Origin of the sequence: Haloferax sp. ATCC BAA-644 (genome assembly GCF_000336975.1) — an archaeon.
Lineage (GTDB): Archaea > Halobacteriota > Halobacteria > Halobacteriales > Haloferacaceae > Haloferax > Haloferax volcanii.
Genome location: NZ_AOLF01000032.1, coordinates 1 through 21,526 on the forward strand (window position 1 = coordinate 1; position 21,526 = coordinate 21,526).

At 68.1% G+C, this 21,526-nt stretch carries 26 protein-coding genes; 12 read left to right on the forward strand and 14 right to left on the reverse strand.

Going from position 1 to position 21,526, the window contains the following annotated elements; genetic code table 11:
• Positions 1 to 430: 430 nt before the first annotated feature.
• The 4 genes from thsA to eif1A form a co-directional block, all read right to left on the reverse strand.
• Complete coding sequence (thsA, locus tag C458_RS14175) at positions 431 to 2,083, reverse strand: thermosome subunit alpha (protein ID WP_004065681.1); 1,653 nt, start codon at positions 2,081 to 2,083, stop codon at positions 431 to 433.
• A gap of 251 nt (positions 2,084 to 2,334) precedes the next feature.
• A complete protein-coding gene (locus C458_RS14180) occupies positions 2,335 to 2,877 on the reverse strand; it encodes a KH domain-containing protein (protein ID WP_004065679.1) in 543 nt (180 codons plus the stop codon).
• Between the two features lie 102 nt (positions 2,878 to 2,979).
• Positions 2,980 to 3,858, reverse strand: coding sequence for a serine/threonine-protein kinase Rio1 (rio1, locus tag C458_RS14185; protein ID WP_008576687.1), 879 nt, complete (start codon positions 3,856 to 3,858; stop codon positions 2,980 to 2,982).
• A gap of 101 nt (positions 3,859 to 3,959) precedes the next feature.
• A complete protein-coding gene (eif1A, locus tag C458_RS14190; RefSeq protein ID WP_004045248.1) occupies positions 3,960 to 4,250 on the reverse strand; it encodes a translation initiation factor eIF-1A in 291 nt (96 codons plus the stop codon).
• A 104-nt stretch (positions 4,251 to 4,354) separates the two neighbouring features.
• Between eif1A and C458_RS14195 the strand changes: the two genes are divergently transcribed.
• Entirely contained in the window at positions 4,355 to 4,534 is a 180-nt protein-coding gene (locus C458_RS14195; protein ID WP_004065675.1) for a hypothetical protein, read from the forward strand.
• Positions 4,535 to 4,557: 23 nt separating this feature from the next.
• On the opposite strand, the gene C458_RS14200 is transcribed toward C458_RS14195, so the two are convergent.
• Complete coding sequence (locus C458_RS14200; protein ID WP_008576689.1) at positions 4,558 to 5,376, reverse strand: alpha/beta hydrolase; 819 nt, start codon at positions 5,374 to 5,376, stop codon at positions 4,558 to 4,560.
• A gap of 99 nt (positions 5,377 to 5,475) precedes the next feature.
• Positions 5,476 to 6,462, reverse strand: a complete 987-nt coding sequence (locus C458_RS14205; RefSeq protein WP_008576691.1) for a tyrosine--tRNA ligase — start codon at positions 6,460 to 6,462, stop codon at positions 5,476 to 5,478.
• A 20-nt stretch (positions 6,463 to 6,482) separates the two neighbouring features.
• On the opposite strand from C458_RS14205, the gene C458_RS14210 reads away from it, so the two are divergent.
• On the forward strand, positions 6,483 to 6,860 hold the full coding sequence (locus tag C458_RS14210; RefSeq protein WP_008576692.1) for a hypothetical protein: 378 nt from the start codon (positions 6,483 to 6,485) through the stop codon (positions 6,858 to 6,860).
• Between the two features lie 12 nt (positions 6,861 to 6,872).
• Here C458_RS14210 and C458_RS14215 read toward each other — a convergent pair whose 3' ends face one another.
• Positions 6,873 to 8,873, reverse strand: a complete 2,001-nt coding sequence (locus C458_RS14215) for a DUF460 domain-containing protein (RefSeq protein ID WP_008576693.1) — start codon at positions 8,871 to 8,873, stop codon at positions 6,873 to 6,875.
• A 175-nt stretch (positions 8,874 to 9,048) separates the two neighbouring features.
• Between C458_RS14215 and C458_RS14220 the strand changes: the two genes are divergently transcribed.
• Complete coding sequence (locus tag C458_RS14220; RefSeq protein WP_008576694.1) at positions 9,049 to 10,050, forward strand: prohibitin family protein; 1,002 nt, start codon at positions 9,049 to 9,051, stop codon at positions 10,048 to 10,050.
• A gap of 8 nt (positions 10,051 to 10,058) precedes the next feature.
• Positions 10,059 to 10,403: a hypothetical protein gene (locus C458_RS14225; RefSeq protein ID WP_008576703.1), complete on the forward strand. Its 345-nt coding sequence runs from the start codon at positions 10,059 to 10,061 to the stop codon at positions 10,401 to 10,403.
• A gap of 42 nt (positions 10,404 to 10,445) precedes the next feature.
• Here C458_RS14225 and C458_RS14230 read toward each other — a convergent pair whose 3' ends face one another.
• Together C458_RS14230 and rnz are read right to left on the reverse strand one after the other, a co-directional pair.
• On the reverse strand, positions 10,446 to 11,324 hold the full coding sequence (locus C458_RS14230) for a PhzF family phenazine biosynthesis protein (RefSeq protein ID WP_008576705.1): 879 nt from the start codon (positions 11,322 to 11,324) through the stop codon (positions 10,446 to 10,448).
• Between the two features lie 47 nt (positions 11,325 to 11,371).
• Positions 11,372 to 12,319: a ribonuclease Z gene (gene rnz / locus C458_RS14235; RefSeq protein WP_008578549.1), complete on the reverse strand. Its 948-nt coding sequence runs from the start codon at positions 12,317 to 12,319 to the stop codon at positions 11,372 to 11,374.
• Between the two features lie 141 nt (positions 12,320 to 12,460).
• Between rnz and C458_RS14240 the strand changes: the two genes are divergently transcribed.
• From C458_RS14240 to C458_RS14250, 3 genes are all read left to right on the forward strand, one after another.
• Positions 12,461 to 13,486 (forward strand): AAA family ATPase, encoded by a 1,026-nt coding sequence (locus tag C458_RS14240; protein ID WP_008576708.1) that lies wholly within the window; start codon positions 12,461 to 12,463, stop codon positions 13,484 to 13,486.
• Complete coding sequence (locus tag C458_RS14245; protein WP_008576709.1) at positions 13,487 to 14,089, forward strand: protein sorting system archaetidylserine decarboxylase; 603 nt, start codon at positions 13,487 to 13,489, stop codon at positions 14,087 to 14,089.
• A 66-nt stretch (positions 14,090 to 14,155) separates the two neighbouring features.
• A complete protein-coding gene (locus C458_RS14250; protein ID WP_008576710.1) occupies positions 14,156 to 14,605 on the forward strand; it encodes a hypothetical protein in 450 nt (149 codons plus the stop codon).
• Between the two features lie 38 nt (positions 14,606 to 14,643).
• On the opposite strand, the gene C458_RS14255 is transcribed toward C458_RS14250, so the two are convergent.
• The gene (locus tag C458_RS14255; RefSeq protein ID WP_008576713.1) at positions 14,644 to 14,853 is read right to left on the reverse strand and encodes a hypothetical protein; all 210 of its coding nucleotides are present in this window, start codon (positions 14,851 to 14,853) and stop codon (positions 14,644 to 14,646) included.
• A gap of 101 nt (positions 14,854 to 14,954) precedes the next feature.
• On the reverse strand, positions 14,955 to 15,911 hold the full coding sequence (locus tag C458_RS14260) for a methyltransferase domain-containing protein (protein ID WP_008576714.1): 957 nt from the start codon (positions 15,909 to 15,911) through the stop codon (positions 14,955 to 14,957).
• A gap of 156 nt (positions 15,912 to 16,067) precedes the next feature.
• Between C458_RS14260 and C458_RS14265 the strand changes: the two genes are divergently transcribed.
• The 4 genes from C458_RS14265 to C458_RS14280 all read left to right on the forward strand — a co-directional run bounded on the left by C458_RS14265 (position 16,068) and on the right by C458_RS14280 (position 18,450).
• Positions 16,068 to 16,379, forward strand: a complete 312-nt coding sequence (locus C458_RS14265; protein WP_008576715.1) for a DUF5658 family protein — start codon at positions 16,068 to 16,070, stop codon at positions 16,377 to 16,379.
• A gap of 58 nt (positions 16,380 to 16,437) precedes the next feature.
• Positions 16,438 to 17,007, forward strand: coding sequence for a TATA-box-binding protein (locus C458_RS14270; protein WP_004045271.1), 570 nt, complete (start codon positions 16,438 to 16,440; stop codon positions 17,005 to 17,007).
• A gap of 78 nt (positions 17,008 to 17,085) precedes the next feature.
• Positions 17,086 to 17,463, forward strand: a complete 378-nt coding sequence (locus C458_RS14275; protein ID WP_008576716.1) for a hypothetical protein — start codon at positions 17,086 to 17,088, stop codon at positions 17,461 to 17,463.
• 18 nt (positions 17,464 to 17,481) lie between these two features.
• Positions 17,482 to 18,450 carry a CPBP family intramembrane glutamic endopeptidase gene (locus tag C458_RS14280; protein ID WP_008576717.1) on the forward strand — a complete coding sequence of 323 codons (969 nt, stop codon included), beginning with the start codon at positions 17,482 to 17,484 and terminating at the stop codon, positions 18,448 to 18,450.
• 15 nt (positions 18,451 to 18,465) lie between these two features.
• Here C458_RS14280 and hisG read toward each other — a convergent pair whose 3' ends face one another.
• Positions 18,466 to 19,311, reverse strand: a complete 846-nt coding sequence (gene hisG / locus C458_RS14285) for an ATP phosphoribosyltransferase (protein WP_008576718.1) — start codon at positions 19,309 to 19,311, stop codon at positions 18,466 to 18,468.
• A gap of 78 nt (positions 19,312 to 19,389) precedes the next feature.
• Here hisG and C458_RS14290 point away from each other — a divergent pair, with 78 nt between their 5' ends.
• Positions 19,390 to 20,490 (forward strand): hypothetical protein, encoded by a 1,101-nt coding sequence (locus tag C458_RS14290; protein ID WP_008576719.1) that lies wholly within the window; start codon positions 19,390 to 19,392, stop codon positions 20,488 to 20,490.
• 24 nt (positions 20,491 to 20,514) lie between these two features.
• On the opposite strand, the gene C458_RS14295 is transcribed toward C458_RS14290, so the two are convergent.
• The gene (locus C458_RS14295; protein WP_004045277.1) at positions 20,515 to 21,027 is read right to left on the reverse strand and encodes a winged helix-turn-helix transcriptional regulator; all 513 of its coding nucleotides are present in this window, start codon (positions 21,025 to 21,027) and stop codon (positions 20,515 to 20,517) included.
• Positions 21,024 to 21,368, reverse strand: coding sequence for a hypothetical protein (locus tag C458_RS14300; RefSeq protein WP_008576721.1), 345 nt, complete (start codon positions 21,366 to 21,368; stop codon positions 21,024 to 21,026). Before C458_RS14300 ends, C458_RS14295 begins: the two co-directional genes overlap by 4 nt.
• Positions 21,369 to 21,526 lie beyond the last annotated feature (158 nt).

Genomic DNA, 21,526 nt, shown 5'->3' on the forward strand with positions numbered 1-21,526 from the left:
GCGGTCCCGCGAGCGCCGCCGCCTCGGAGATGCGGGGCGCGACGACGGCCAGAAACGGCGGCCGATTCGCGGGCGTGGTCGCGTCCGAGTCGGCGTTGGTCGCCGGGCTCTCGGGTGGGGACATACGATGTGAGATTCGCTGTCTCGGGAGATAAGTATAGAGCGGACTACCGGCGTTTCACGAATCACATCGGATAATTTATGGCAATTCGTCAATTTCTGCCACGAATCAAGTGTCGATACGCCCGCCGTCTCGGGGCGGTAGCCGACGGCGCGGCACGGGCGCTCGATTAACGGCATCCCAACCGGCGCGTGGGTTGACAAAGCAGCTGCTAACGGGTGTAAAGCCGCAAAAAACGTCGTGAATTTGGCCGAGCGAGTCGAGTCGATGCGAATCAGGGTGTGGGTGTGTGGTGGCCTACTGGGGCGCTCACATTGCGCCGCCCATGCCGCCCATACCGCCCATGCCACCCATGCCGCCGCCCATGCCGCCGGGCGCGCCGCCGTCGTCGTCGTCGCTGCCGGTCTGGCCACCGGAGAGGTCGCCAGCCGCGATGACGTCGTCGATGCGGAGAATCATGACTGCGGCTTCGGTCGCGGACTCGATAGCCTGGGTCTTGACGCGGAGGGGCTCCACGACGCCCTCTTCTTCCATGTCGATGACCTCGCCCGTGTAGGCGTCGAGGCCGGCTGCGAACTCGCCGCCGTCGTGGCGCGAGCGCAGGTCGACGAGGGAGTCGATGGGGTCGAGACCGGCGTTCTCGGCGAGGGTGCGCGGGATGATGTCCAGCGCTTCGGCGAACGCCTCGACGGCGAGCTGCTCGCGGCCGCCGACGGAGTCAGCGAACTCGCGGAGCTGCAGGGAGAGCTCCGTCTCGGGAGCGCCGCCGCCGGGGAGGACCTTGCCGTCTTCGAGCGTCGTGCGGACGACGCCGAGGGAGTCCTCGATGGCGCGCTCGAGCTCGTCGACGACGTGTTCCGTGCCGCCGCGGAGGATGAGCGTGACGGACTTGGCGTCCTCGACGTCCTCGACGAAGATGCGCTCGTCGCCGCCGACGTCCTTCTGTCCGACGGAGCCGGCGAAGCCGAGGTCGTCGGCCTCGATGTCGTCGAGGCTACTGACGACGCGACCGCCCGTCGCGCGGGCGAGGCGCTTGAGGTCGGAGGACTTGGCGCGGCGGACCGCGAGGATGCCCTCTTTGGCGAGGTAGTGCTGCGCCATGTCGTCGATGCCGTCACCGACGAAGACGGCGTCGGCGCCGACCTCGACGAGCTGGTCGACCATCTCTTTCAGCTGCTTTTCTTCCTGGTCGAGGAACTGCTGAAGCTGGTCGGGGTCCGTGACGTTGACTTCCGCGTCGATTTCGGTCTCGCGGACTTCCAGCGCGTCGTCGAGGATGGCGATGTTCGCGTCCTCGACGGCGTAGGGCATGTTCTCGTCGACGCGCTCTTTGTCGACGATGACGCCCTCGACGAGTTCGGAGTTGTCGATGGTGCCGCCGACGACCTTCTCGATGGAGACGTTGTCGGTGTCGATACCGCCTTCGTCCTTGACGGCCAGCACGGCGTCGACGACGAGTTCGGCGAGCAGGTCCTTCGCGGACTCCGCACCCTTACCGGTCATCGCCGTCGCGGCGATCTTCTGGAGGGTCTCGCGGTCGTCCTCGGTGACTTCGATGGCGTTGTCTTCGAGGACTTCCTTGGCCTTCTCGGCGGCCTGACGGTAGCCCTGCGCGATGGTCGTCGCGTGAACGTCGGAGTCGAGGAGGTCCTCGGCCTGGTCGAGGAGTTCACCGGCGTTGATGACGGCCGTCGTCGTTCCGTCTCCGACCTCGTCCTCTTGGGTCTCGGAGACTTCGACGATCATGTTGGCCGCGGGGTGGTCGATGTCCATCTCCTTGAGGATAGTGACGCCGTCGTTCGTGACGACGACCTGCCCGCCGGAGTCGACGAGCATCTTGTCCATCCCTTTGGGGCCGAGCGTCGTGCGTACGGCCTCTGCGACGGCCTTCCCGGCCGTGATGTTCATCGACTGCGCATCCTGTCCGGATGTGCGCTGGGAGTCTTCGCCCAGAATGATCATGGGCTGACCCTGCTGCATTCGCTGGCTCATAGTCATCGCCTGATTGTTTGTGATTCTATAAAAACGCTTCGGTTATTGGTATGCCAAAACGCAACACGGTGGGGTGGTCGAGACCCGGCGACGGCGGTCGATTTCGGCGGTTTATGTGCGGTTTTCGCCGGGCGGTCTCGCCAGTCCCGAAGTGGGTGCGGTGAAAAGACGATGCGGGCGAGTGCCGTGTCGCGTCGGGTGGACTCGTCGGCGGTGGCGTCTCAGTTGTTCTGTCGGACGTTGAAGCCCTGAGTCAGTTCGTTGTGCTTCCGTTCGAGGAAGGAGTACACCGCGCCGTGGGGGGCACCGTCGAGAATCATCTCGACGGCCCGGCGGACGACCTCGACCTCCTCGGGCTGGCCGATGATGCCGAGCGTCGAGCCGTAGATGACCACGTCGGCCCCCGTCAGCTCCTCCATGAGCTCGCGGGTGCGGCCGTTCTCGCCGATGAGGCGGCCCTTCTGTCGCCGCATGTCGTTTTTGTTTCGGGTGTGCCGGTCGATATCGATGAGTTCGAACATCATCATGTCGTCGTCGAGGAGCGCCATCGCGTCCTCCGGGGCGAAGCCGCGGCCGACCGCTCGAACCACGTCGGGGGCGACCATGCCGAGCACGGGGTCGCCGACGCTGTCGATGGCGACGCTGCCGTTCTCCGAGTCCACGTCGAGTCGGACTTCCGCGCGACTCTCTATCTCTCGGAGCGTCGAGCCACCTTCGCCGATGAGAACACCGATACGGTCCTGCGGCACCTTGACGTGCTGCATATCACCCGATACCCGTCGGAGTGGTTTAAGCGTTCGCTCGGCGGGTCGCCGCGTGTCTCGGTCGCACACCCGTCTCGCGGCTGGTCTGTGTCCCTGCGCGGCTCACTCGACTCCGTCTTCCGCTCTGTCTTCGCCCTCGTCGGCCGTGACGAACTCGTACAGCGAGTCGCCGTCGGCGTCGGCCCCCTGCCGCCGGAAGAAGTTGGCCACGTTGCGGCAGTCCCGCCGGAGGAACTCCTCGGCGTTGGGGTGGTGGACCGTGACGGCCTGTCCGAGGTCGATGACGACGAGTTCGCCGTCGTGGATGATGAGGTTGTACTCCGAGAGGTCGCCGTGGACGAGGCCGGCGCGGTGGAGTCGGCGCATGTACTCGCGGACCACTTCGTAGGCGGTCTGCGGGTTCTCGACGCGCACCTCCGAGAGCCGCCGCGCCCGGTCCTCGACGACGCCGACGAGCTCCATCACGAGGACGTTCCGCTGGACTGCGATGGGTTTCGGCACGCGGACGCCGGCGCGCTGGGCGCGTTCGAGGTTGGCGAACTCCTTTCTGACCCACGCGCGAACGACCTGTCCCTTGTCGTGGCCGATGTTCTCGAAGCGCGGGTCGCCTTCGAGATAGTCGCGCATGTGCCGGAAGTCGGAGGCGTTGATGCGGTATATCTTGACCGCCACGTCCGCGTCGTCGCCGCCGAGCGCCTCGAAGACGTTGGCCTCCTTGCCCGTCGAAATCGGCCCGCCGAACGCGTCGATGTGCCCGTCTTGGACGAGTTTGTAGATGGCGGCGAAGGTCGCGTCGTCGAACACCGACTGCTCGACTTTGAACTGGTCGGCGTCTTTCAACCGCATCCGGAACTCGTCGAAGTCGCGGTCCTTGCGGCGCGCGATGCGGTCCGCCTCGTCGTCGGAGACGTCTATCTCCTCCCACTCGTCGCCGAACGCCTCGCCCTCCTGGGGTTCGACCATGCCGAACTCGTCAGTCATTGGACTAGGGCTACGAGAGGCGAGATGAAAAGGGCACAGGCTCCGGGTTCGGCGTCTTCGGGGAACAAACAACAAACGGCGCGCCGTCTCGGACGTGCGCGTTACTGGATGTGGCCTTCGCGGCGGAGCTGGTCGGCTTCGGACTTCTCGTAGCGCCAGCTCACGTCGGCTTTCTCGTCCTGCCAGTCCCACGGCTCGACGAGCACCACGTCGTCCTCTCGAATCCAGATACGCTTCTGCATCCGTCCGGGAATGCGAGCGGTCCGCTCGACGCCGTCGGCACAGCGGACGCGAATACGATTGGCCCCGAGCATGTTCGTCACGACGGCGAACACTTCGTCGTCGTTCGGCATTCGAAGGTCTCGGCGGCTCTCGTTCTCGTCGTCGCTCATGCGCGAGCGTTCGACGTGGGCATGGTTAAATCCGCCGACGTTCGGCCGGTAGGAAGCGTCCGACGGAACGACGCGTTTAGGGCCGTCCCGACCCGCCGTCTCGTATGCTCGACAAACTCGGCACGAAAGGCATTGCCGGCGTCGTCTCGCTGCTCGTGGGTATCGGTATCGTCGCCTCTCAGGCCCCCGTCGTCGCGGCGGGCCTCGCGTTCGTCGTCGCCGGGCTCGGCCTCGTCGCCGGCGGCCTCGCCGAGGGCGTCATGAAGATGTTCGGGATGGCCTGACGGGCCTTACTCCGGCCCTCGGCTCACAGCGATTCGCGGAGGAACGAGAACACCCGTTTTCGCACCGCGGGATAGTGGTACGACGAGTGCAAGAAGACGTGGTCGGCCGCGTCGACGGCGTCGTACTCGACCTGTGTTCCGGCCGCTTCGAGCGCGTCCGCCAACCGGGCGCTCTGGTCCGGTGCGACGACCGAGTCCTCGCTCCCGTGGAGCAACAGCGTCGGCGGCGCGTCGGCATCGGCGTCGGTGCCGTCAGCGACGTAGGTAATCGGCGAACACCGGCGCAACTCGGCGGCCGACGGCCGGTTCTCGAACAGCGGCAGCGACTCGCCGGCGCGCTCGTGGTCGTCGGCTCGGAGGTCGTAGACCCCGGAGACGCCGACCGCGGCGTCGATGTCGGTCCGGCGACCGAACTCGCCGTCCGAAAGCGCCGCCAGTAACGCGAGGTGCGCCCCCGCGGAGTGACCGACGACGGCGACGGCGTCCGTGTCGATTCCGAACTCGTCGGCGCGCTCCGTCAGCCAGTCGATGCCCTCGCACACGTCTTCGATTTGCGCGGGAAACGGCGCTTCGTGGCCGAGTCGGTACGACACCTCGGCCGCGACGAACCCCTCGTCGGCGGCGTCGAGCGCCCAGCGGGCGAACTGGCCGGTCGACCCGGTCTCCCACGCGCCGCCGTAGACGAAGACGACGAGCGGACGGGCCGGTTCGGTCGTCTCGGCCGGGCCGCCCACCTCGGCCGCCGGCGAGTCGGGGCAGTACACGTCCGCGGTCAGCGTGCGCTCCTTGCGGTCCGTGATAGTGCGATTTCGATGAACGAGAACGTCGGCAGGGCGGGGCATACCGACTCGTCGGTGCGGCGGGCCCCTATTGGTTTGGGCGGCGGCGAGCGACGAGCGGCGGATCGTCAAGAAGGGTGACCTACCGGCGAGGCGCGGCGACTACTCCGCTATCTTCGCGCGGCCCGGCTCGATGAGTTCGTCGAGGTAGTCCGCGAGCGCGCCCTTCGCGTCGGCGGGGTGGAGTTCGCCGGATTCGAGGTCGGCCTCCAGCGTCTCGTAGTCGTCGTAGTCGAGGTTCCCGCCGTACTGCTCGGGGCGCTCGACGACGACCCGCTGGAAGCGCGGGAAGACGTGGTACTCGAAAATCTGGAGGACGGGGTTCTCGCGCTCCTCGCCCTCGTCGGTCGGCTCGGGGTCGGCCGTCGGCGGGCAGAACGCGCCGTTGACCTTGTCCTCGATGTCCTCGGTGGTGTCCTCCATCGAGATGGTGACGCCCTCGGAGGAGGACATCTTGCCGATGCCCGTTCCGAGGTCCGCGATGAGCGGCGTGTGCATGCAGGTCGGCGACTCCTCGCCGATGCTCGGCAGGGTGTCGCGGGCGAGCATGTGGACCTTGCGCTGTTCCATCCCGCCGATGGCGAGGTCCACGTCGAGGTAGACGATGTCGAGCGCCTGCATGATGGGGTAGACCGCCTGCGCGACGGTGACGCCGTCGCCGCTTTTGATTTCGGCCATGGCGCGCTCGGCGCGCGAGAGCGTCGTCTCCAGTTCGAGCGCGTGCAGGTCGAGGACGTAGCTCTCGTCGAGCTGGTACTCCGAGCCGAGGACGAACTCCGTCTGGCTCTCGTCGAGGCCGTAGGCGATGAACTGCGCTTTCATCCGCTCGGCCGTCTGGCGAATCTCCTCGAAGGTGCCCTTGCCGTTGAGGTAGGCGTGTACGTCCGCGAGGAGTACGACTACCTCGAAGCCCGCCTCTTGGAGGTCGATGAGCTTGTTGGCGGTGAGCATGTGACCGATGTGGAGGACGCCGGAGGGCTCGTAGCCCACGTACGCTCGCTTGCCCTCGGGGTCGTCGGCCAGCGCGCGCACTTCGTCCTCCGTGACCACTTCGGAGGCGTTCCGAGTGATCAGGTCGTATGCGTCCATACCTGTTCGGTGTCGGTGATGTGGGATATGACTTCTGGAAGCCGTTCGCGGGCGAAACGGACAACATCCACCGGTCCCAACTCCGGGTGATGTCCGACTCAGGAACCACGACGCGTGCGCCCGTCATCATCTTCGCCGCGCTCATCCTCGTCGTCTTCGGCCTGCTCGCGGTCATGTGGGCGTCGGTCCGCGGCGGCGACCTCCTCCCGTACATCCTCGGCTTCGCCGTCTACTTCCTCGCGTTTCACGTCTACCTGCCGTACCGGGTCCACAAAGACGCGACGCTCAAGGGGCGAAACGCGACGTTCTGGGCCGTCCTCGCCTTCCTCCTCCCGCTCGTCGGCGCGGCGCTGTACTTCGTTGCGGTCGTCGTCGTCGGCCACGACGCGACCGACTGAGAACTCCCGACGCTATCCGCGCCGGTTCTCGGCGCGGTGTTCGGAGATAATCTGGTCCACCATCTCCTCGCGCTGTTCCTTCTGTCGCTCCTCGGCCCGGTCTTCCCAGTCGTCGATGGCGGCTTCGACCTCGGACTCCTTCGCCACCGCGAGTTCGTCTATCTCCCGAATCGTCACGCCGTCGGCGGGCGCGACCGGCACGTCGGCCTCGAACAGCACCTCGTCTGCGGCCTCCGAGAGGTTGCCCGACCGGAGGACGACCCGCGGGTCGAACTCGGCGAGTCGCTCGGCGGTCGTCCGCCCCGCCCCGCTGGCGTCGCGGAGGTAGACCACGTCGCCGGCGGCGATACCGTACTCCTCGACGGTGTGGTCGAGCGCGCCGTTGGTGAACTGCTCGACGATTTTGACCGGCACCAAACTGCCGTCGGTGTTCACGTCCGCGAAGTTCGAGTGGTCGAGCTTCCACAGCGACTTCAGCTGGTCGAGCTTGTCTGCGAGCTCCGCCTTGTCGGCTTCGAGCGATTCGACCGTCCGCTCTAACCGGCCGTTCTCGCGTTCGAGCCGGGTGACTTCTCGGCGCTCGCGGGCCTCGCGGCGCTCCTCGCGGCGGGCGTCGGACAGTTCCTCTTTGTACTCCTCGATTGTCTCGTCTTTCTCCTCGATGGTCGATTTCAGGTCCTCGACGTGCGATTCGAGGCGCTCGACCCGCGACCGCAACTCCCGAATCTCGCGTTCTTCGGGCGTGAGTTCGGGCTCCTCGTGGGATTCGTCGTCGACGTCGTCGCCGCCGTCGTCGGCGTCGTCGTCCATCTCGCGGAGGGCGGCCTCGACCGACTCCTCGCTGGTGAGGACGCGGGCGATGACCTCCTCTCTGTCCACGTCGGCGGGGACCTTCCGGGAGATGCGCTCGAACTGGTCTTCGTGGTCGTCGAAGGCGAACAGCGCCGCGGCGAGGGCGTCGCGCTCGTGGTCGTTTTCGTAGTCGATGTCGCGGGTGCGGTGGAGCTTTTCGTCCACGGGGATGTCGCTGGCGGGGGCCCAGCCGGCGGCGTCGAAGCTCCGGCGGAACTTCTCGACCGTCTCGGGCATCGGCTGGACGTCGGCGGCGACGAGGCTGGGCCGCCCGCGCTCGATGAGCCACTCGATGACGGCGGCGGTGTCGGCGGTGCGCGTCGAGTGCACGTCGAGGACGCGCCCGTCGAGGCCGACGACGGCGACGGCCGTGGTCGTACCGGGGTCGATGCCGACGATGACGCGGTCGCGGCGCTTCACGAGCGGTTCGAACTCGATGCCGTCGCGTCGCTCGCGCTCGATTTCGACGCGGGTGTCGCCCGAGCGGTGGGTGGACACGGGGATGTCCTCGGGCCGCGCCTCGACGGTGAAAAGCGCCTGCGAGTAGCCGCCGTACTTCTCGGTCACGTCCCGTTCGTAGTCGAGGTTGGCCTCCTTCAGCGCGGACTCGACCTCGCGGGACTGCTGTTTGACCGACCCGTGGATGCGGCGCGTGTAGCGGTCCTGACTCCACCCGCCCTTGCCGGTCGAGCGGCCGCGAGAGACCTTCACCGTCGTCGTGTTCTCGAAGGCGGCGACCTCGTAGCCGACGTTACCGAGGGCGAGGCGCGCCGCGGCCTCGGCCTCCTTCATCGGGTCTTTGCCGTAGGGGACGCCGTGGCGCGAGGCGACCCGCGACAGGGGTTCCGGTCGCTCCGCGCCGGTCACTTGCACCAACTTCGTCCCGTGGGGAAGCCACCGAAGGAAGCGGACTAAATCGTCCTTGTCGGTCGCCAACTCGTACATGTTGTCCGTGGCGACGACGCGCGGTTCGTCGCGCTCGATGAGGCGGCGTAACTTTCGGAAGGAGACCACGTCTCGTTCGATTCGGACCTCGTCTGACTCGGTGTCTCGGGTGTCCAACACGACCAGCGCGTACGACGGCGAGTCGCCGCGGATATCGCCGCTCTGGATGTCGACGCCGAAGACGACCGAGTCGAGCGCACTCGTCCGGTCGTTCACGACGGCGACTAGGGCCGCGCCGGATATATACTCCACGCCGGTCGCGGGTGCCGACGCGGCCGGGTGTCGCGGTTGCGCGACTCGGCCACTGACGCCGCTACCACCGGGGACAGTCGCCGCCGCGACCTACGTTTGACACGAAACAAACAAGTCTCGGCTATTTGAAAACAGAGTGATGAGTTCTGACATCCCCGACCCGCCGTCGGTGACCTCCCGGTCGCTGACGCGCATCGCCCTCATCGGTGTCGTCGCCCTCCTCCTTATCGCCGCCCCCATCGCCGGGCTCCTCGCGTGGGAACCCGTCGAGGAGGGGAACGTCAAGGTGGTCAAGAAGTGGGGCGCGACCACCGGCACCGTCTTCGAACCCGGCGCGCACTTCGTCAACCCCGTCTCGCAGTCGACCTCGTCGCTGTCGGTGCGACCGCAGTCGTACACGATGTCGTCGTCGACGAGCGAAGGTGACAAACGGGGCGACGACGCCATCACCGTCCTGACCGAAGACGGTCTCCGGACGGATATCGACGTGACCGTCCGCTACCGCATCGACGCCGGACAGGCCGTCGAGTTCTACCGCAACTACCGGACGCTCGGCACCGCCGAAGAGCGCCTGATTCGCCCGTCGATTCGGTCGGTGCTCCGGACCGAGGCCGGTCGGCTCCCCGTCACCGTCATCTACACCGGCGAGGGCCAGACCCAGTTGAAGGCCGCTGCCGAGCGGGAACTCGCCGAGGAGTTCGCCGACGACGGCCTCATCCTCGAAGCGGTGCAGGTCCGCAACGTCGAACTCCCAGCCGAGTACGCCCAAGCGGTCGAGCAGAAGGAAATCACCGAACAGCGCCGCCAGCAGAAGCAGGACGAACTCGCCGTCGAGGAGCTGGAGGCCGAGCGCAAGCGCATCGAGGCCCAGGGGCAGGCCGACGCCAACCGCATCATCGCCCAGTCGCTGTCCGACGAGGTGCTGGCCCAGAAGTACATCGAGAAGCTCGACGAGACGGACACCGTCTACATCCCGGTCGGTGACGGCGGCTACCCGCAGTTCGTCCGGTCGCTCGATAACGACGGCTCGTCGTCGTCGTCGGATTCGTCCTCGTCGTCCACCGGCTCGTCGTCGGACGCTCGCTCCGCGTCGTCCAGTTCGTCATCTTCGTCCGGCTCCGAAAACGAGACGAGCACCTGACGCCGTCGATGCGTCTCCTCCGTGAACTGGCCGTCGCGGTCGCGTTGCTCGTCATCGTCGGCGTCCTCGCGCGCTCCGGCGTCGGCCGGTTCGTCCTGCCGGTCGCCGGCCTCGCGGTCGCCGCGGCGCTCGTGGCGCTTCTGTCCAAACGGCCGGCGTACCCACGGACGACCGTCGGCCCGCGGACGAGAATCATCGAGTCGGCCGTCGAGTCCGCGGACATCGTCTGCGTCGAGTGCGGGTCGCCCGCGACGACGCGCCGGCGCTACGTCCGCGAGTGGGCCGTCCTCGGGGTTCCCGTCGTCCTCCTCGACGACGGCGAGAACCCGGTCTGCGACGCCCACCGCGACTGACCCGACCCCGTCTTTCGGCTCGATTGCCCGTTCAGCGGCCGCTCAGATGAGCCTGCCCGTCGAGACGAACTCGACGCGCCCGCCGACGCGGACCGCCACCTCGTCGCCGCGGTCCTCGGCTTCGAGGTGGAGGTGCGACGGCCGGCCCATCTCGTAGCCCTGCTCGACCGTGACCTCGATTTCGTCGTCTCCGAAGTAGCGACGGCGGGCGAGATAGCCCGCGAAACAGCCGTTCGCGCTCCCGGTCGCGGGGTCCTCGGCGACGCCGTGGCCGGGCGCGTACATCCGCGCCGCGAAGTCGTTCGCGTCGTCGCGGGGGTCCGGACAGAACAGAAAGAGGTTCTCGACGCCCACGTCGTCGAAGAACGACCGGTACGCCGGGGTAAACACCTCGCTCCGGGCGAGCGCGTCGCGGTCGCGGAGCGGCACCATCACCGCCGGGAGGCCGGTCGAGACGACCTGTATCGGCCAGTCGGCGTCGAAGTCGTTCGCGTCGAGCGACAGCACCTCCGCGAGCGTCTCGCGGTCGAGTTCCGCGCCGAACCTCGGCGCGTTCTGCGTCATCCAGTACTGCTCGCTGTCGCTGCCGTCGGTCCGGACCTCGACCGAAATCGGACCGACGCCGAGGTTCAGCGTCACCTCGTCGCCCGCGCCGAAGTGGTCGCGGAGGACGGCGGCCGTCCCGAGCGTCGGGTGTCCGGCGAACGGAATCTCCCCGTCCGGCGTGAAGATGCGAACGTCGTAGCCGTCGTCGGGCGACCCGCCCTCGATGAACGTCGTCTCCGAGTAGTTCATCTCGTTGGCGAGCGCGGCCATCTGGTCGGAACTGAGCGCGTCCCCGTCCTCGAAGACAGCCAGTTGGTTCCCGGCGTACTTCGCCGTGGCGAACACGTCGACGGTGTGGAAGGCGTTCTGCGGCACATCGACGGATGCGCCCGGCCGGGAGAAAAGCGTACCGCGCCCCCGGACTACTCCCCGGTCTCGGCCCCGCCGCCGTCGCTGTCGGCGTACGGGACCTCCAGTTTCTGGCCGTCCTCGGCGACGAACGCCTCGCCGTCGTACACCTCGCGGGCCTGTTCGAGAAGCGGGCTCGGGTCGGCGGCGTACCGGGCGGAGACGTGCGTCAGCGCGAACCGCCGCACGTCGGCGTCGCGGGCGATTCGGGCGGCCTCGCGGGCGGTCGAGTGCGCGGTCTGTTTCGCCCGCTCGGCCTCCTCGTCGGTGAACGTCGCGTCGTGGACGAGCAGGTCGGCGTCGCGGGCGACCTCGACGGTCGAGTCGAGCGGCCGGGTGTCGCCGGTGTAGACCACGGTTCGCCCGGGCCGGGGGTCACCGACCACCTGCTCGGAGCGCACGACGGTTCCGTCTTCGAGTTCCACGTCCTCGCCGGCGTGGAGGCGGCCGAACGCCGGGCCGACGGGAACGCCGAGTTCCTCGGCCTTCTCGCGGTCGAACCGCCCGGGGCGGTCGTCTTCGACGAGTGCGTAGCCGACCGAGGCGGTCCGGTGTTCGGTGTCGAACGCGCGGACCTCGTAGTCGTCGGCGCGGTAGGCGACGTTGCCGGGGCGGACCTCGTGGACGGAGACGTGGAAACCGGGCTGATAGCCGCCGGCGTGGACGAGTGTTTCGAGGTGGCGTTTGCTCCCCGGCGGGCCGTGGATGGCCAGCGAGGCGTCGCGGTCGTTGAAGTCGAGCGTCTGAATCAGCCCGGGGATGCCGAGGATGTGGTCGCCGTGGAGGTGGGTGACGAACAGGTGGCTGACGCCGAACCCGGTCCCGTAGCGCATCATCTGGCGTTGGGTTCCCTCCCCGCAATCGAACAACAGGCGCTCGCCGTCGCGGTTCACGAGGAACGCGCTCGGCGCACGCGCCGTGGTGGGGACGGCCCCGCCGGTCCCGAGGAAGGTCGCGCGCATGGACATGCTCCAGAATGATACCGGCGGGACTAAACGTGCGTCGAATCCGTCCCGGCCTCGGGGCTCGCCCCACGAGAAGCCGAGTCCGCCCGACGCCCCGGACCGACCGATTCTTACCCGACCGTCTGCTACCGGAGTCCAATGGACGCGCCGCTGTGGACCGAGACGCACGCGCCGGGGCTCGACGACCTCCCACAGCCGGAGGTCCGCGACCGCCTCCGACGCGCCGTGGACGAACCGATGAACCTCGTCGTGCAGGGGCCGCCGGGCGTCGGCAAGACCGCCGCCGTCCGCGCGCTGGCCCGTGAGGCGCATTCGGACCCCGAAAACGACCTCATCGAACTCAACGTCGCGGACTTCTTCAACCGGACGAAAAAGCAGATTCGCGCCGACCCGCGGTTCGAGCAGTTCCTCGACGGTCGCAGTCGCATGGCGAAACGCGACATGATAAACCGCGTGCTCAAGGAGTCCGCCGGCTACGCCCCGATGTCAGGCGAGTACAAGACCATCGTCCTCGACAACGCCGAATCCATCCGCGAGGACTTCCAGCAGGCGCTCCGCCGCGTGATGGAACAGCACCACCGGACCACGCAGTTCGTCATCACCACGCGCCAGCCCTCGAAGCTCATCCCGCCGATTCGGTCGCGGTGTTTCCCGGTTCCCATGCCCGCCCCCGACGACGACACCCTCGAAGCCCTCCTCGCCGACATCCTCGACGCCGAGGGCGTCGAGTACGACGACGGCGGCCTCCAGTTCCTCACCGACGCCTCCAACGGGAACGTCCGCAAGGCCATCCTCTCGGCCCAGCGGACGGCCACCGAGGCCGACGAGGTTACGATGTCCACGGTCCACGCCGCCCTCGGCGACGTGGGCTTCGACGACGAGCTGAAGACGCTCCTCATCAACGCCCGCGAGGGCGACATCAAGGACGCCCGCAAGACCCTCACGACGCTCCTCGACGACGAGGGCTACGAGGGGCAGGAGCTCCTCCGCGACATCCTCCGCGTCGCCGACTCGACGCCCGAGCGCTTCGCCGACGGCGAACTCGCCCGTCTGCACGAACTCGCGGGGCAGGTCGACCTCGACATCTCGACGGGCATCGACGACCGACTGCACATCACCCACCTCCTCACGAGTTGGGGCGCGGACGTCCGCGGCGAGGCATAGATGCAGTTCGCACCCGGCTACCAACGGTTCGCGCTCCCCGCGTTCCTCGGCGCGGCAGTCGCGGCGGTCGTCTTCCCGCCCCTCGGGGCCGTGCTGCTCGCGGTCGGCGCGTTCGTCCTCTGGTTCTTCCGCGACCCCGAGCGCTCGCCGCCCGACGAACCGGGCGTCGTCGCCCCCGCCGACGGGCGCGTCTCCGTGATTCGCGTCGAGGACGGCCGCGTCCGCGTGGGCGTGTTCATGAACGTCACCGACGTGCACGTCAACCGCGCGCCCGTCTCCGGTTCGGTCCGAACCGTCACCCACCGCCCCGGCGCGCACAAACCGGCGTTCTCGAAGGACTCCGACCGCAACGAGCGCGTCGATATCGAACTCGACACCGACGAGGGCGACCACGGGGTGTCGCTCATCGCCGGCGCGTTCGCCCGCCGGATTCACTCGTACGTCGCCCCCGGCGACGAACTCGCCCGCGGGCAGAAACTCGGCCACATCGACTTCGGCTCGCGGGCGGACGTGCTGTTGCCGTCGGAATACGGCTCCGAAGACGTGGTCGTCGAAAAAGGCGAGTCGGTGCGGGCGGGCGAGACGGTGTTGGCGCGGCGATAGCCGGACGAGCGCCCCGGGCTGTCCCGCCGGCACAAGACATTTATTGTGACATAGAAACTACATTTCATGCAGCGAAGACGAGTCCTCGCGTCTCTCGGCTCGCTCGCCCTCCTCTCGGGATGTCTCGGGGGCCCCGACGAACCCTCGACCGAGACGACGACCACGAGCGGAACCAACACCTCCGAGTCGGAGTCGACCGAATCCGGACGGGCCGCGACCACCACGGACGACTGCGGGCGGACGGAGTTCTGCGAGGGGTCGGAGCTCGTTCGCGTCCGGGTCGACGGTGGCTTCTCCGGCGAAGTCGTGTTGAACCCCGCGTGCCGCGAGAGCGACATCGAACTCTCGCCCGGCGAGACGGAGACGCTCGTCCGACAGACCGACGCCGAGACCTGCGACGTGGAACTCCTCGTCGACGGCGAAGTGGCCTACGACGGGCGGATTCAGGACTACGAGTACGTGATGGTGCGCGTCGGCTCGGACGGGGAAATCTCACTGCAGAAGGAAGTCCTCTAACGGTCTCAGTCGCCTCCAGTCATCTCCGGTCGCCTCGGCTACCGGCGCGTCTCGACGGCCAGCACCGCGACCGAGACGACGAGCGAGAGGACCGCCGCCACGAGACCGAACAGGTAGGACGGGTTCGACACGTCGGGATTCGACAGGAGCGACACCAGCAGGAACGACGACCCCATCGCGACGATAGCCATCGCCCGCGGGTCGGGGTCGTACGCCTCGGCGAGGGTCTCTCGAACCGTGCGCGACATGCCTCCGCTTCGACGCGCTCGCTCATAGTCTTGTCGCGCGGTTGAACAAACCCGTCTCGGCTGCGGCCGTGTCGGAGTCGCCGCACCGCCGCCGATTCCGACTACCGATGCAGCAGATGCACGTACCGCACCAGCGACCGGTGGACTCGGCGCTCGAACACCCGTTCGACCTCCCAGCCGGCGTCCTCGGCCGCCTCAGCCCACGACCGGTCGGCAACCATCACGCAGCCGGGGGCGACCCGGCGGACCTCCGCCAGCGCCCCGCCGACGAGGTCCGCAAGCGAGTGGCGGGCGATTTTCGACTGCCGGCCGTAGGGGGCGTCGAACACCGCGCCGTCCATCGAATCGTCGCGGAGGGGGAGCGCGGTGGCGTCGCCGCGGATTACGTCGCCGGAGCCGACGTAGTGGCGCAGGTTCTCCCGCGCGCCGCCGACCATCTTCGCTTGGGCGTCGACGCCGACCACGTCGGCACCGACGAGGCCGGCTTCGAGGAGGACGCCGCCGGTGCCGCACATCGGGTCCAAAATTCGGGCACCGGGCTCCGCGCCGGCCATGTTGACGAAGGCGCGGGCGTCCACGGGGGCCATGCTGCCCGGCTGGAAAAACGGCCGGTCGGTCGGTTTCCGGTCGGTGAAGTCGCGGACGGCCTCGACGGCGGTCCAGCCGACGAGACAGGCGCCCTCGGAGAAGTAGACCCGTAGCTCGTGGTCGGGGTCGTCCAAATCGACGCCGAAGCCGCGGCCGACGAGCGCCGACCCGAGTTCGCGCTCGGCGTCGGTCGTGCTGATACCGGTGAGTCCTCGCACGTCGCGGGCGCGGACGGCGACGGTCCCCTCGCGGTCGACGTTCGCGGCCGCGACGACGGCGCGGGCGGCCTCGATATCGGGTTCGCATCGACCGACCAGTTCGACGACGCGCCGGGTGTAGGCGAGTCGCCTCGCGCGCTCCGGGTCGACGCCGCGGGCGGTGGCGAGGCCGGGGGCGACGACCGTCACGCCCGTCGCGGCCGCCTCGGCCTCGCGGGCGGCGAAGGCGTCTTCCTCGCCGGCGAGTTCCAATCCGTACACGCTCGGACCTGACGGGCCGCGGAAATGAGGGTATCGGTCGTCGTCGCGCCCGCGGGGGCGTCGGCCGGCCCGGACCGACCGCGACTCCGCTGAACCTGACACCTCGACGACGGCGAGACTTATATCGGGCGCTCCGAATCCACTCGCATGACCTCTCTCGACGCCATCCTCTGGGGCGCGGCGGCACTCACCTACGGGCTCGGAGACTACGTCACGACCGTCCTCGGTGTCAGGACGGCGGGTGTGCAGGAAGGAAACCCCATCGTGCGGCGCCTCTCCGGCGGCGACCCCGGTCCCGGCTCGTTTGCGGTGCTGAAACTCGTCTCGGTCGCGCTGTTCTTCGCCGCCTACTGGGTGCTCAAGCCGGCGGTCGCCCGACTCGCAGTTCCACTTTCACTGACAGTTCTCGGCGCGGTCGTCACCGCTCGAAACGCCCGGATTATTCACCGCCGCGCGTAAGCTGTCATTCCCTCGCACCAATCTTTTTAACCCTTAAATACGTGACTTAAATCGTTGTATGACCGACCCCAAGGACACAATCAACATCGAAAACGTCGTCGCCTCCACGGGAATCGGCCAAGAGCTCGACCTCCAGAGCGTGGCGATGGACCTCGAGGGTGCCGACTACGACCCCGAGCAGTTTCCGGGACTCGTCTATCGCACCCAGGAGCCGAAGTCCGCGGCGCTCATCTTCCGGTCCGGGAAAATCGTCTGCACCGGCGCGAAGTCGACCGATGACGTCCACGAGAGCCTCGAAATCGTCTTCGACAAGCTCCGCGAGCTTCAGATTCCGGTCGACGACGACCCCGAAATCACCGTGCAGAACATCGTCACGAGCGCGGACCTCGGCGAGAACCTGAACCTCAACGCCATCGCTATCGGGCTCGGTCTCGAAAACATCGAGTACGAGCCGGAGCAGTTCCCCGGCCTCGTCTATCGCCTCGACGAACCGAGCGTCGTCGCGCTCCTCTTCGGGTCGGGCAAGCTCGTCATCACGGGCGGCAAACAGCCGACAGACGCCGAAGCCGCGGTCGACGTCATCATCTCGCGGCTCTCCGAACTGGGCCTCCTGAACGGGTCGTTCTAACCCACCGAACCTCGACTGCGTCGCGTAACCGGGACTCGAATCGACCGAATCTAAGTCAGTCGCGTCCTTCGGGCCGGTATGGACGCGCTCACCTTGCAGACGGCCGCCGGTGCGCCGGTCACGGCCGTCGCCGGAACGTTCGCGCTGTTCGCGCTGTTCCTCTCTCTCACCGCCCACATCGCCGCGCGGAACGTCCTCGGCGACGTGGAGTTGAAAAAGGCGTTCGCCGTCGGCCCGGTCCCGGCGGCCATCGCCGTCGTCTTCACCTCCTTCGGCTGGAACTCCTTCGTCGCGCTCGCGCTCGCAATCGGCTTCGACTTCGGCTTCGTCAAGTACCTCTACGGCCGGTCGAACCGCCTGTCGGCGTACGTGGTCGTCATCCACTTCGTCGTCTCGGTGCTTCTGGGTCTCGTCCTGTTCGGCCTCTCCGCCATCCTGCTGACCGCGCCATTCTGAGCCACCCGCCGTACTTTCTTGCCCGAGGCCGCCGAACCCCCGTTCGTGTCTCCCCGCCGACTCCTCTGGAACGACGCGGAACGCCGGCCGCGCGCCCCGTTTCGCCTGCTCTTGACGCCCGTCGTCTTCGTGGCCGTCTCGCTGGTGGTCGGATTCTCGCTTTCGACCGCGCTCGGCGGCCTCGACGGGTCGAGCCGCCTCGTGTCGCTCGTCGTCTCGCTCGTCTCAGTCGGCGCGAGCGGTCTCGCCGCGCTCGTCGTCGCGCGGTACGTCGATAGGCGGACCGTCGCGGACCTCGGCCTCGGGTTCGACCGCGAGTGGGCGGTCGACCTCGGATTCGGCCTCGCGCTCGGAACGGGCCTGATGACCGCCGTCTTCGTCGTCGGCGTCGCGGCCGGCTGGATTGCGGTCTCTCCCGCCCCGCTCGGCGTCGACCGACTGCTCGGCGTCGGGTCGCTCCTCGCGTTCTTCGTCGTCGTCGGCATCGCCGAGGAACTCCTGCTTCGGGGAATCGTCCTCACCGATGTCGCCGAGGGGCTTCGCTGGCGGTTCAGCCCGGACGTAGCGGTCGCCGGCGGCCTCGCAGTCTCGTCGGCGGTGTTCGGCGTCGCCCACTACACGAACCCGAACGCGGGGTTCGCCAGCACGACGAGCATCACGCTCGCGGGCGTCATGCTCGGCCTCGGCTACGCGCTCACCGGCGACCTCGCCATCCCGACGGGCATCCACATCTCGTGGAACTTCGTGCAGGGCGGCGTCTTCGGCTTCGCGGTCAGCGGCCTCGACTTCGGCACGTCGCTCGTCGAGACGACGGCACGCGGCCCCGACGTGATTACCGGCGGCGCGTTCGGCCCGGAGGCCGGTCTGCTCGGCGTCGGCGCAATCGTCCTCGGCGCGGTCTGCATCGCGGCGTACGTCCGAGCGCGCCGCGGCGACCTCGGGTTCGAGCCGTCGGTCACGGTGCCGGACCTGCGCTGGAAACAGTGAAAATCGGCGCGCCGCTTACTCGACTAACCGCTCGATTTCGGTGACGAGGATACCGCTCGCGCCGACGTTCTTCAGGTCGCTGACGACCTCGAACACGTCGCGTTCGTTCACGACGGCGTGGACGGCCACGGTCGAGTCGCCGGCGACGTCCATCACGGTCGGGCCGCCGAGGCCGGGGATGACCTCCTTCACCTCGTCGAGTTTCTCGCGCGGCGCGTTCATCATCAGGTAGCGCTTGCCCTCCGCGGAGCGGACGGATTCGAGCGCCATGAGCAACTGCTGGACCTTCGGGTCGTCGACCACGTCGGGGCGGGCGAACAGCCGAACCGACGACGCCAGCACCTCGTCGACGACGGCGAGGCGGTTCACCCGCAGGGTCGTCCCGGTCGAGGTGATGTCGATGATGGCGTCGGCCATCTCGACGTGCGGCGTCAGCTCGGTCGCGCCCGTGACCTCGACGACTTCGGCGTCGATGCCCGCCTCCTCGAAGTAAGTCCGCGCGATGTGCGGGAATTCGGTGGCGACGACCTTGCCCGACACGTCGTCGACGGTCTCGATGTCGCCGTCCTCGGGCGCGGCGAGGACGAGCCGACAGTTGCCGTACTCCAAATCGAGCAGGTCTTCGAGTTCGTGGCCGGACTCGCGGACCTGGTCGAGACCGGTGATGCCGACCTCGGCGGCCCCGTCGCGGACGTACTCGGGGATGTCGGCGGCGCGGGCGAACAGCACGGTCACGTCGGGGTCGACGGTCCCGGCGTAGAGTTTGCGCTCGGCACCGTTGTCGAGGTGCAGTCCCGCACGCTCCAGGATTTCAATCGTCGGTTCGTGCAGGCGGCCCTTGTTGGGCACGGCGATTCGCATACCTCTCCGTCACGTCCCGGAGGTAATTGACTTTCGCAAGCCGGAACGGTTTTTGATACGTCTTCGAAATGTCATTTCATGGCTCCCCTTACGTTCGCCGGCGCGCTCGTCGGCGTCTCCCTCCTCGGGGCCGGTTGGTCCCGCGTCAGCGCCGGCTTCCACGAGCGCCGCGATTCGTCGGCCCAGCGGTTCAGACAGCGAGTGCGAAGCAACTGGCTCTCCGCCGCCGTCCTGTTCGTCGGCGTCGTCTGGTGGACGAACGCCGACCGGGCGGTCCTCACTTCCGTCGGTCTCCCGACCGACTGGCCGTGGGCGATTTTCGGCTGGGCGCTCGTGGCTGTCGGTGCCGCGGTCGTGGCGACCGTCTCGTACTTGGGCGCGTTCCCCGTGGCGAGGCGCGTTCGAGACGCCGATATAGCTGCGGGAACGGCCGCCGCGAAGATGTTCCGCTATCAGCTCTTCATCGCGGCGCTCGTCCTCTGCGTGGTGACCGTGCTACACGTCGAATTCCGGGTCTTGGAGACCAGCGGCCTGCTCACCCTGCTCGCGTTCGCAGCCGCCGCGTACGTCTTTTCGGCACCGCTCGTGGGCGTCTCGCAGACGACGGCGGCCCCCGATGACGCGACGCGCGAGCGACTCGACCGCCTGTGCGACCGCGCCGGTCTCTCGGTCGCTCGGATTCGCCTCCTCGACGGCGGCGGTCACCGCTCGGACCACCTCGTCCGCGGCCCGGTCGGTCGGCGGACGCTCTTTCTCACCGACTCGCTGCTCGACCGCTACGACGACGAGACGGTTTCGGCGCTTCTCGCGGTCGACGCTGGACGGGTCGCTCGGTCCGTTTACGAGCTTCGACTGTTCACCGTGGGCGCGGCGGCCGGGCTCGTCTTCTTGGGCGTCGCGTGGCCGCCGTTCGGGTTCGCACTGTCGTTCTTGGTCTTCGCCGGAGTCGGCGTGATACTGCTCGTGACCGGCGAGTACGCGAGCAAACGGCTCGTCTGCCGGGCCGACGAGGCGGCGGCGCAGCGGGTCGGACGCGCGGCCGTCGCCGACGCGCTCGCCGCGACCGCGGACGAGGTCGACACCGGCCGCGCGGGGTCGCGTCTCTCGTTCGAGCCGTCGCTGGCGTCGCGCATCGAACGGCTCCGAGACGGCTCCGGGGCGGACGAAACGGGCGCGTAGAGGCGCCGCTTTTCGGACCCGAAGTTATCCTTCGACGAGGTGGTCGAGCAGGCGGTCGAACCGGTCGACGAACCGCTCGGGGAGCGACGGGGACACGTCGTCCAACAGCCGGGTCGTCCGCTCGGGGTGGGTGAGGACGAGCGTCACGCGGTTGTGCAGGTCGCGTTCCTTGCGGACCACGTCGCGTTCGACGAGGTGGTCGAGGTGCCACTCCAGCGTGCTGCGGGCGACGCCGATGTCGTCGGCCACGTCGTCGGGGCGGGCGTCGCCGTGTTCGAGGAGGTGGCCGAGGATGTCGCGGGCGGTCTCCCGGCGGACGAGCGCGAGCGCGCCGCGCTCCCACGCGTCGAACTCGGGGGGGAAGTAGTGCGTCCGTCCGTAGAACTCGGAGCGGCGGACCGTCTCGTCGGAGAGCAGTCTGCGGACGTGGTGTTGTACCTGGCCGGGAGCGAGGTCGAGCGCGCGAACGAGCTCGTTGAAGTGGACTCCCGGGTTGTGCTTGATGTGGTCGGCGACGCGGGTTCGTGTCTCACTCATGGGTCGTTGACCCCCGCCTCGCGCTCGATGCTCCGGGCGTAGTAGATGGCCGCGAGGACGAGGCCGGCCATCACGAGGTCCAAGAGGTGTTCGACCACATGGTGGTCGAAATCGGAGAGGACGCCGCCGAGCGTCAGCGCCGCGACGGCCGCCCGCGACGCGAACGCCAACAGCGCCAGCGCGACGAGCAGGTGCGACCGCGTCCGCCGCCGGAGGAAGACGGCGACGCCGAGCGCGGCCAGCGTGACCGACGAGACGCCCGCGAGAACGACGACCGCGGTCATCCACGGACTGCCTTGGACGTGCCCCGGAACGAGCGCGAGGTTCGACGGGGGCTCCATGTCCCCCGATACTGGGGGTTCGGACCTAAGGGGGGGTGCTCGTTCTCGATTTTCGGGAATCGGACTACCGCCGGTATTCGGCCCGCTCACCGGCGAACCCGACGACCACGCCTCGCGGCCGCGAGACGGTGGATTCACCACCCCGCCGCCCCGAACGA

Excerpts from the sequence above, each read along its gene's own strand:
- C458_RS14220 (WP_008576694.1), top strand. The coding sequence starts at position 9,049 with ATGAGTTCTGACATCCCCGACCCGCCGTCGGTGACCTCCCGGTCGCTG.
- C458_RS14275 (WP_008576716.1), top strand. The coding sequence starts at position 17,086 with ATGGACGCGCTCACCTTGCAGACGGCCGCCGGTGCGCCGGTCACGGCC.
- C458_RS14195 (WP_004065675.1), top strand. The coding sequence starts at position 4,355 with ATGCTCGACAAACTCGGCACGAAAGGCATTGCCGGCGTCGTCTCGCTG.
- C458_RS14265 (WP_008576715.1), top strand. The coding sequence starts at position 16,068 with ATGACCTCTCTCGACGCCATCCTCTGGGGCGCGGCGGCACTCACCTAC.
- C458_RS14180 (WP_004065679.1), bottom strand. The coding sequence starts at position 2,877 with ATGCAGCACGTCAAGGTGCCGCAGGACCGTATCGGTGTTCTCATCGGC.
- rio1 (WP_008576687.1), bottom strand. The coding sequence starts at position 3,858 with ATGACTGACGAGTTCGGCATGGTCGAACCCCAGGAGGGCGAGGCGTTC.
- C458_RS14205 (WP_008576691.1), bottom strand. The coding sequence starts at position 6,462 with ATGGACGCATACGACCTGATCACTCGGAACGCCTCCGAAGTGGTCACG.
- hisG (WP_008576718.1), bottom strand. The coding sequence starts at position 19,311 with ATGCGAATCGCCGTGCCCAACAAGGGCCGCCTGCACGAACCGACGATT.
- C458_RS14200 (WP_008576689.1), bottom strand. The coding sequence starts at position 5,376 with ATGCCCCGCCCTGCCGACGTTCTCGTTCATCGAAATCGCACTATCACG.
- C458_RS14255 (WP_008576713.1), bottom strand. The coding sequence starts at position 14,853 with ATGTCGCGCACGGTTCGAGAGACCCTCGCCGAGGCGTACGACCCCGAC.
- C458_RS14240 (WP_008576708.1), top strand. The coding sequence starts at position 12,461 with ATGGACGCGCCGCTGTGGACCGAGACGCACGCGCCGGGGCTCGACGAC.
- C458_RS14250 (WP_008576710.1), top strand. The coding sequence starts at position 14,156 with ATGCAGCGAAGACGAGTCCTCGCGTCTCTCGGCTCGCTCGCCCTCCTC.
- C458_RS14245 (WP_008576709.1), top strand. The coding sequence starts at position 13,487 with ATGCAGTTCGCACCCGGCTACCAACGGTTCGCGCTCCCCGCGTTCCTC.
- C458_RS14225 (WP_008576703.1), top strand. The coding sequence starts at position 10,059 with ATGCGTCTCCTCCGTGAACTGGCCGTCGCGGTCGCGTTGCTCGTCATC.
- C458_RS14290 (WP_008576719.1), top strand. The coding sequence starts at position 19,390 with ATGGCTCCCCTTACGTTCGCCGGCGCGCTCGTCGGCGTCTCCCTCCTC.
- thsA (WP_004065681.1), bottom strand. The coding sequence starts at position 2,083 with ATGATCATTCTGGGCGAAGACTCCCAGCGCACATCCGGACAGGATGCG.
- C458_RS14295 (WP_004045277.1), bottom strand. The coding sequence starts at position 21,027 with ATGAGTGAGACACGAACCCGCGTCGCCGACCACATCAAGCACAACCCG.
- C458_RS14300 (WP_008576721.1), bottom strand. The coding sequence starts at position 21,368 with ATGGAGCCCCCGTCGAACCTCGCGCTCGTTCCGGGGCACGTCCAAGGC.
- C458_RS14270 (WP_004045271.1), top strand. The coding sequence starts at position 16,438 with ATGACCGACCCCAAGGACACAATCAACATCGAAAACGTCGTCGCCTCC.
- eif1A (WP_004045248.1), bottom strand. The coding sequence starts at position 4,250 with ATGAGCGACGACGAGAACGAGAGCCGCCGAGACCTTCGAATGCCGAAC.
- rnz (WP_008578549.1), bottom strand. The coding sequence starts at position 12,319 with ATGCGCGCGACCTTCCTCGGGACCGGCGGGGCCGTCCCCACCACGGCG.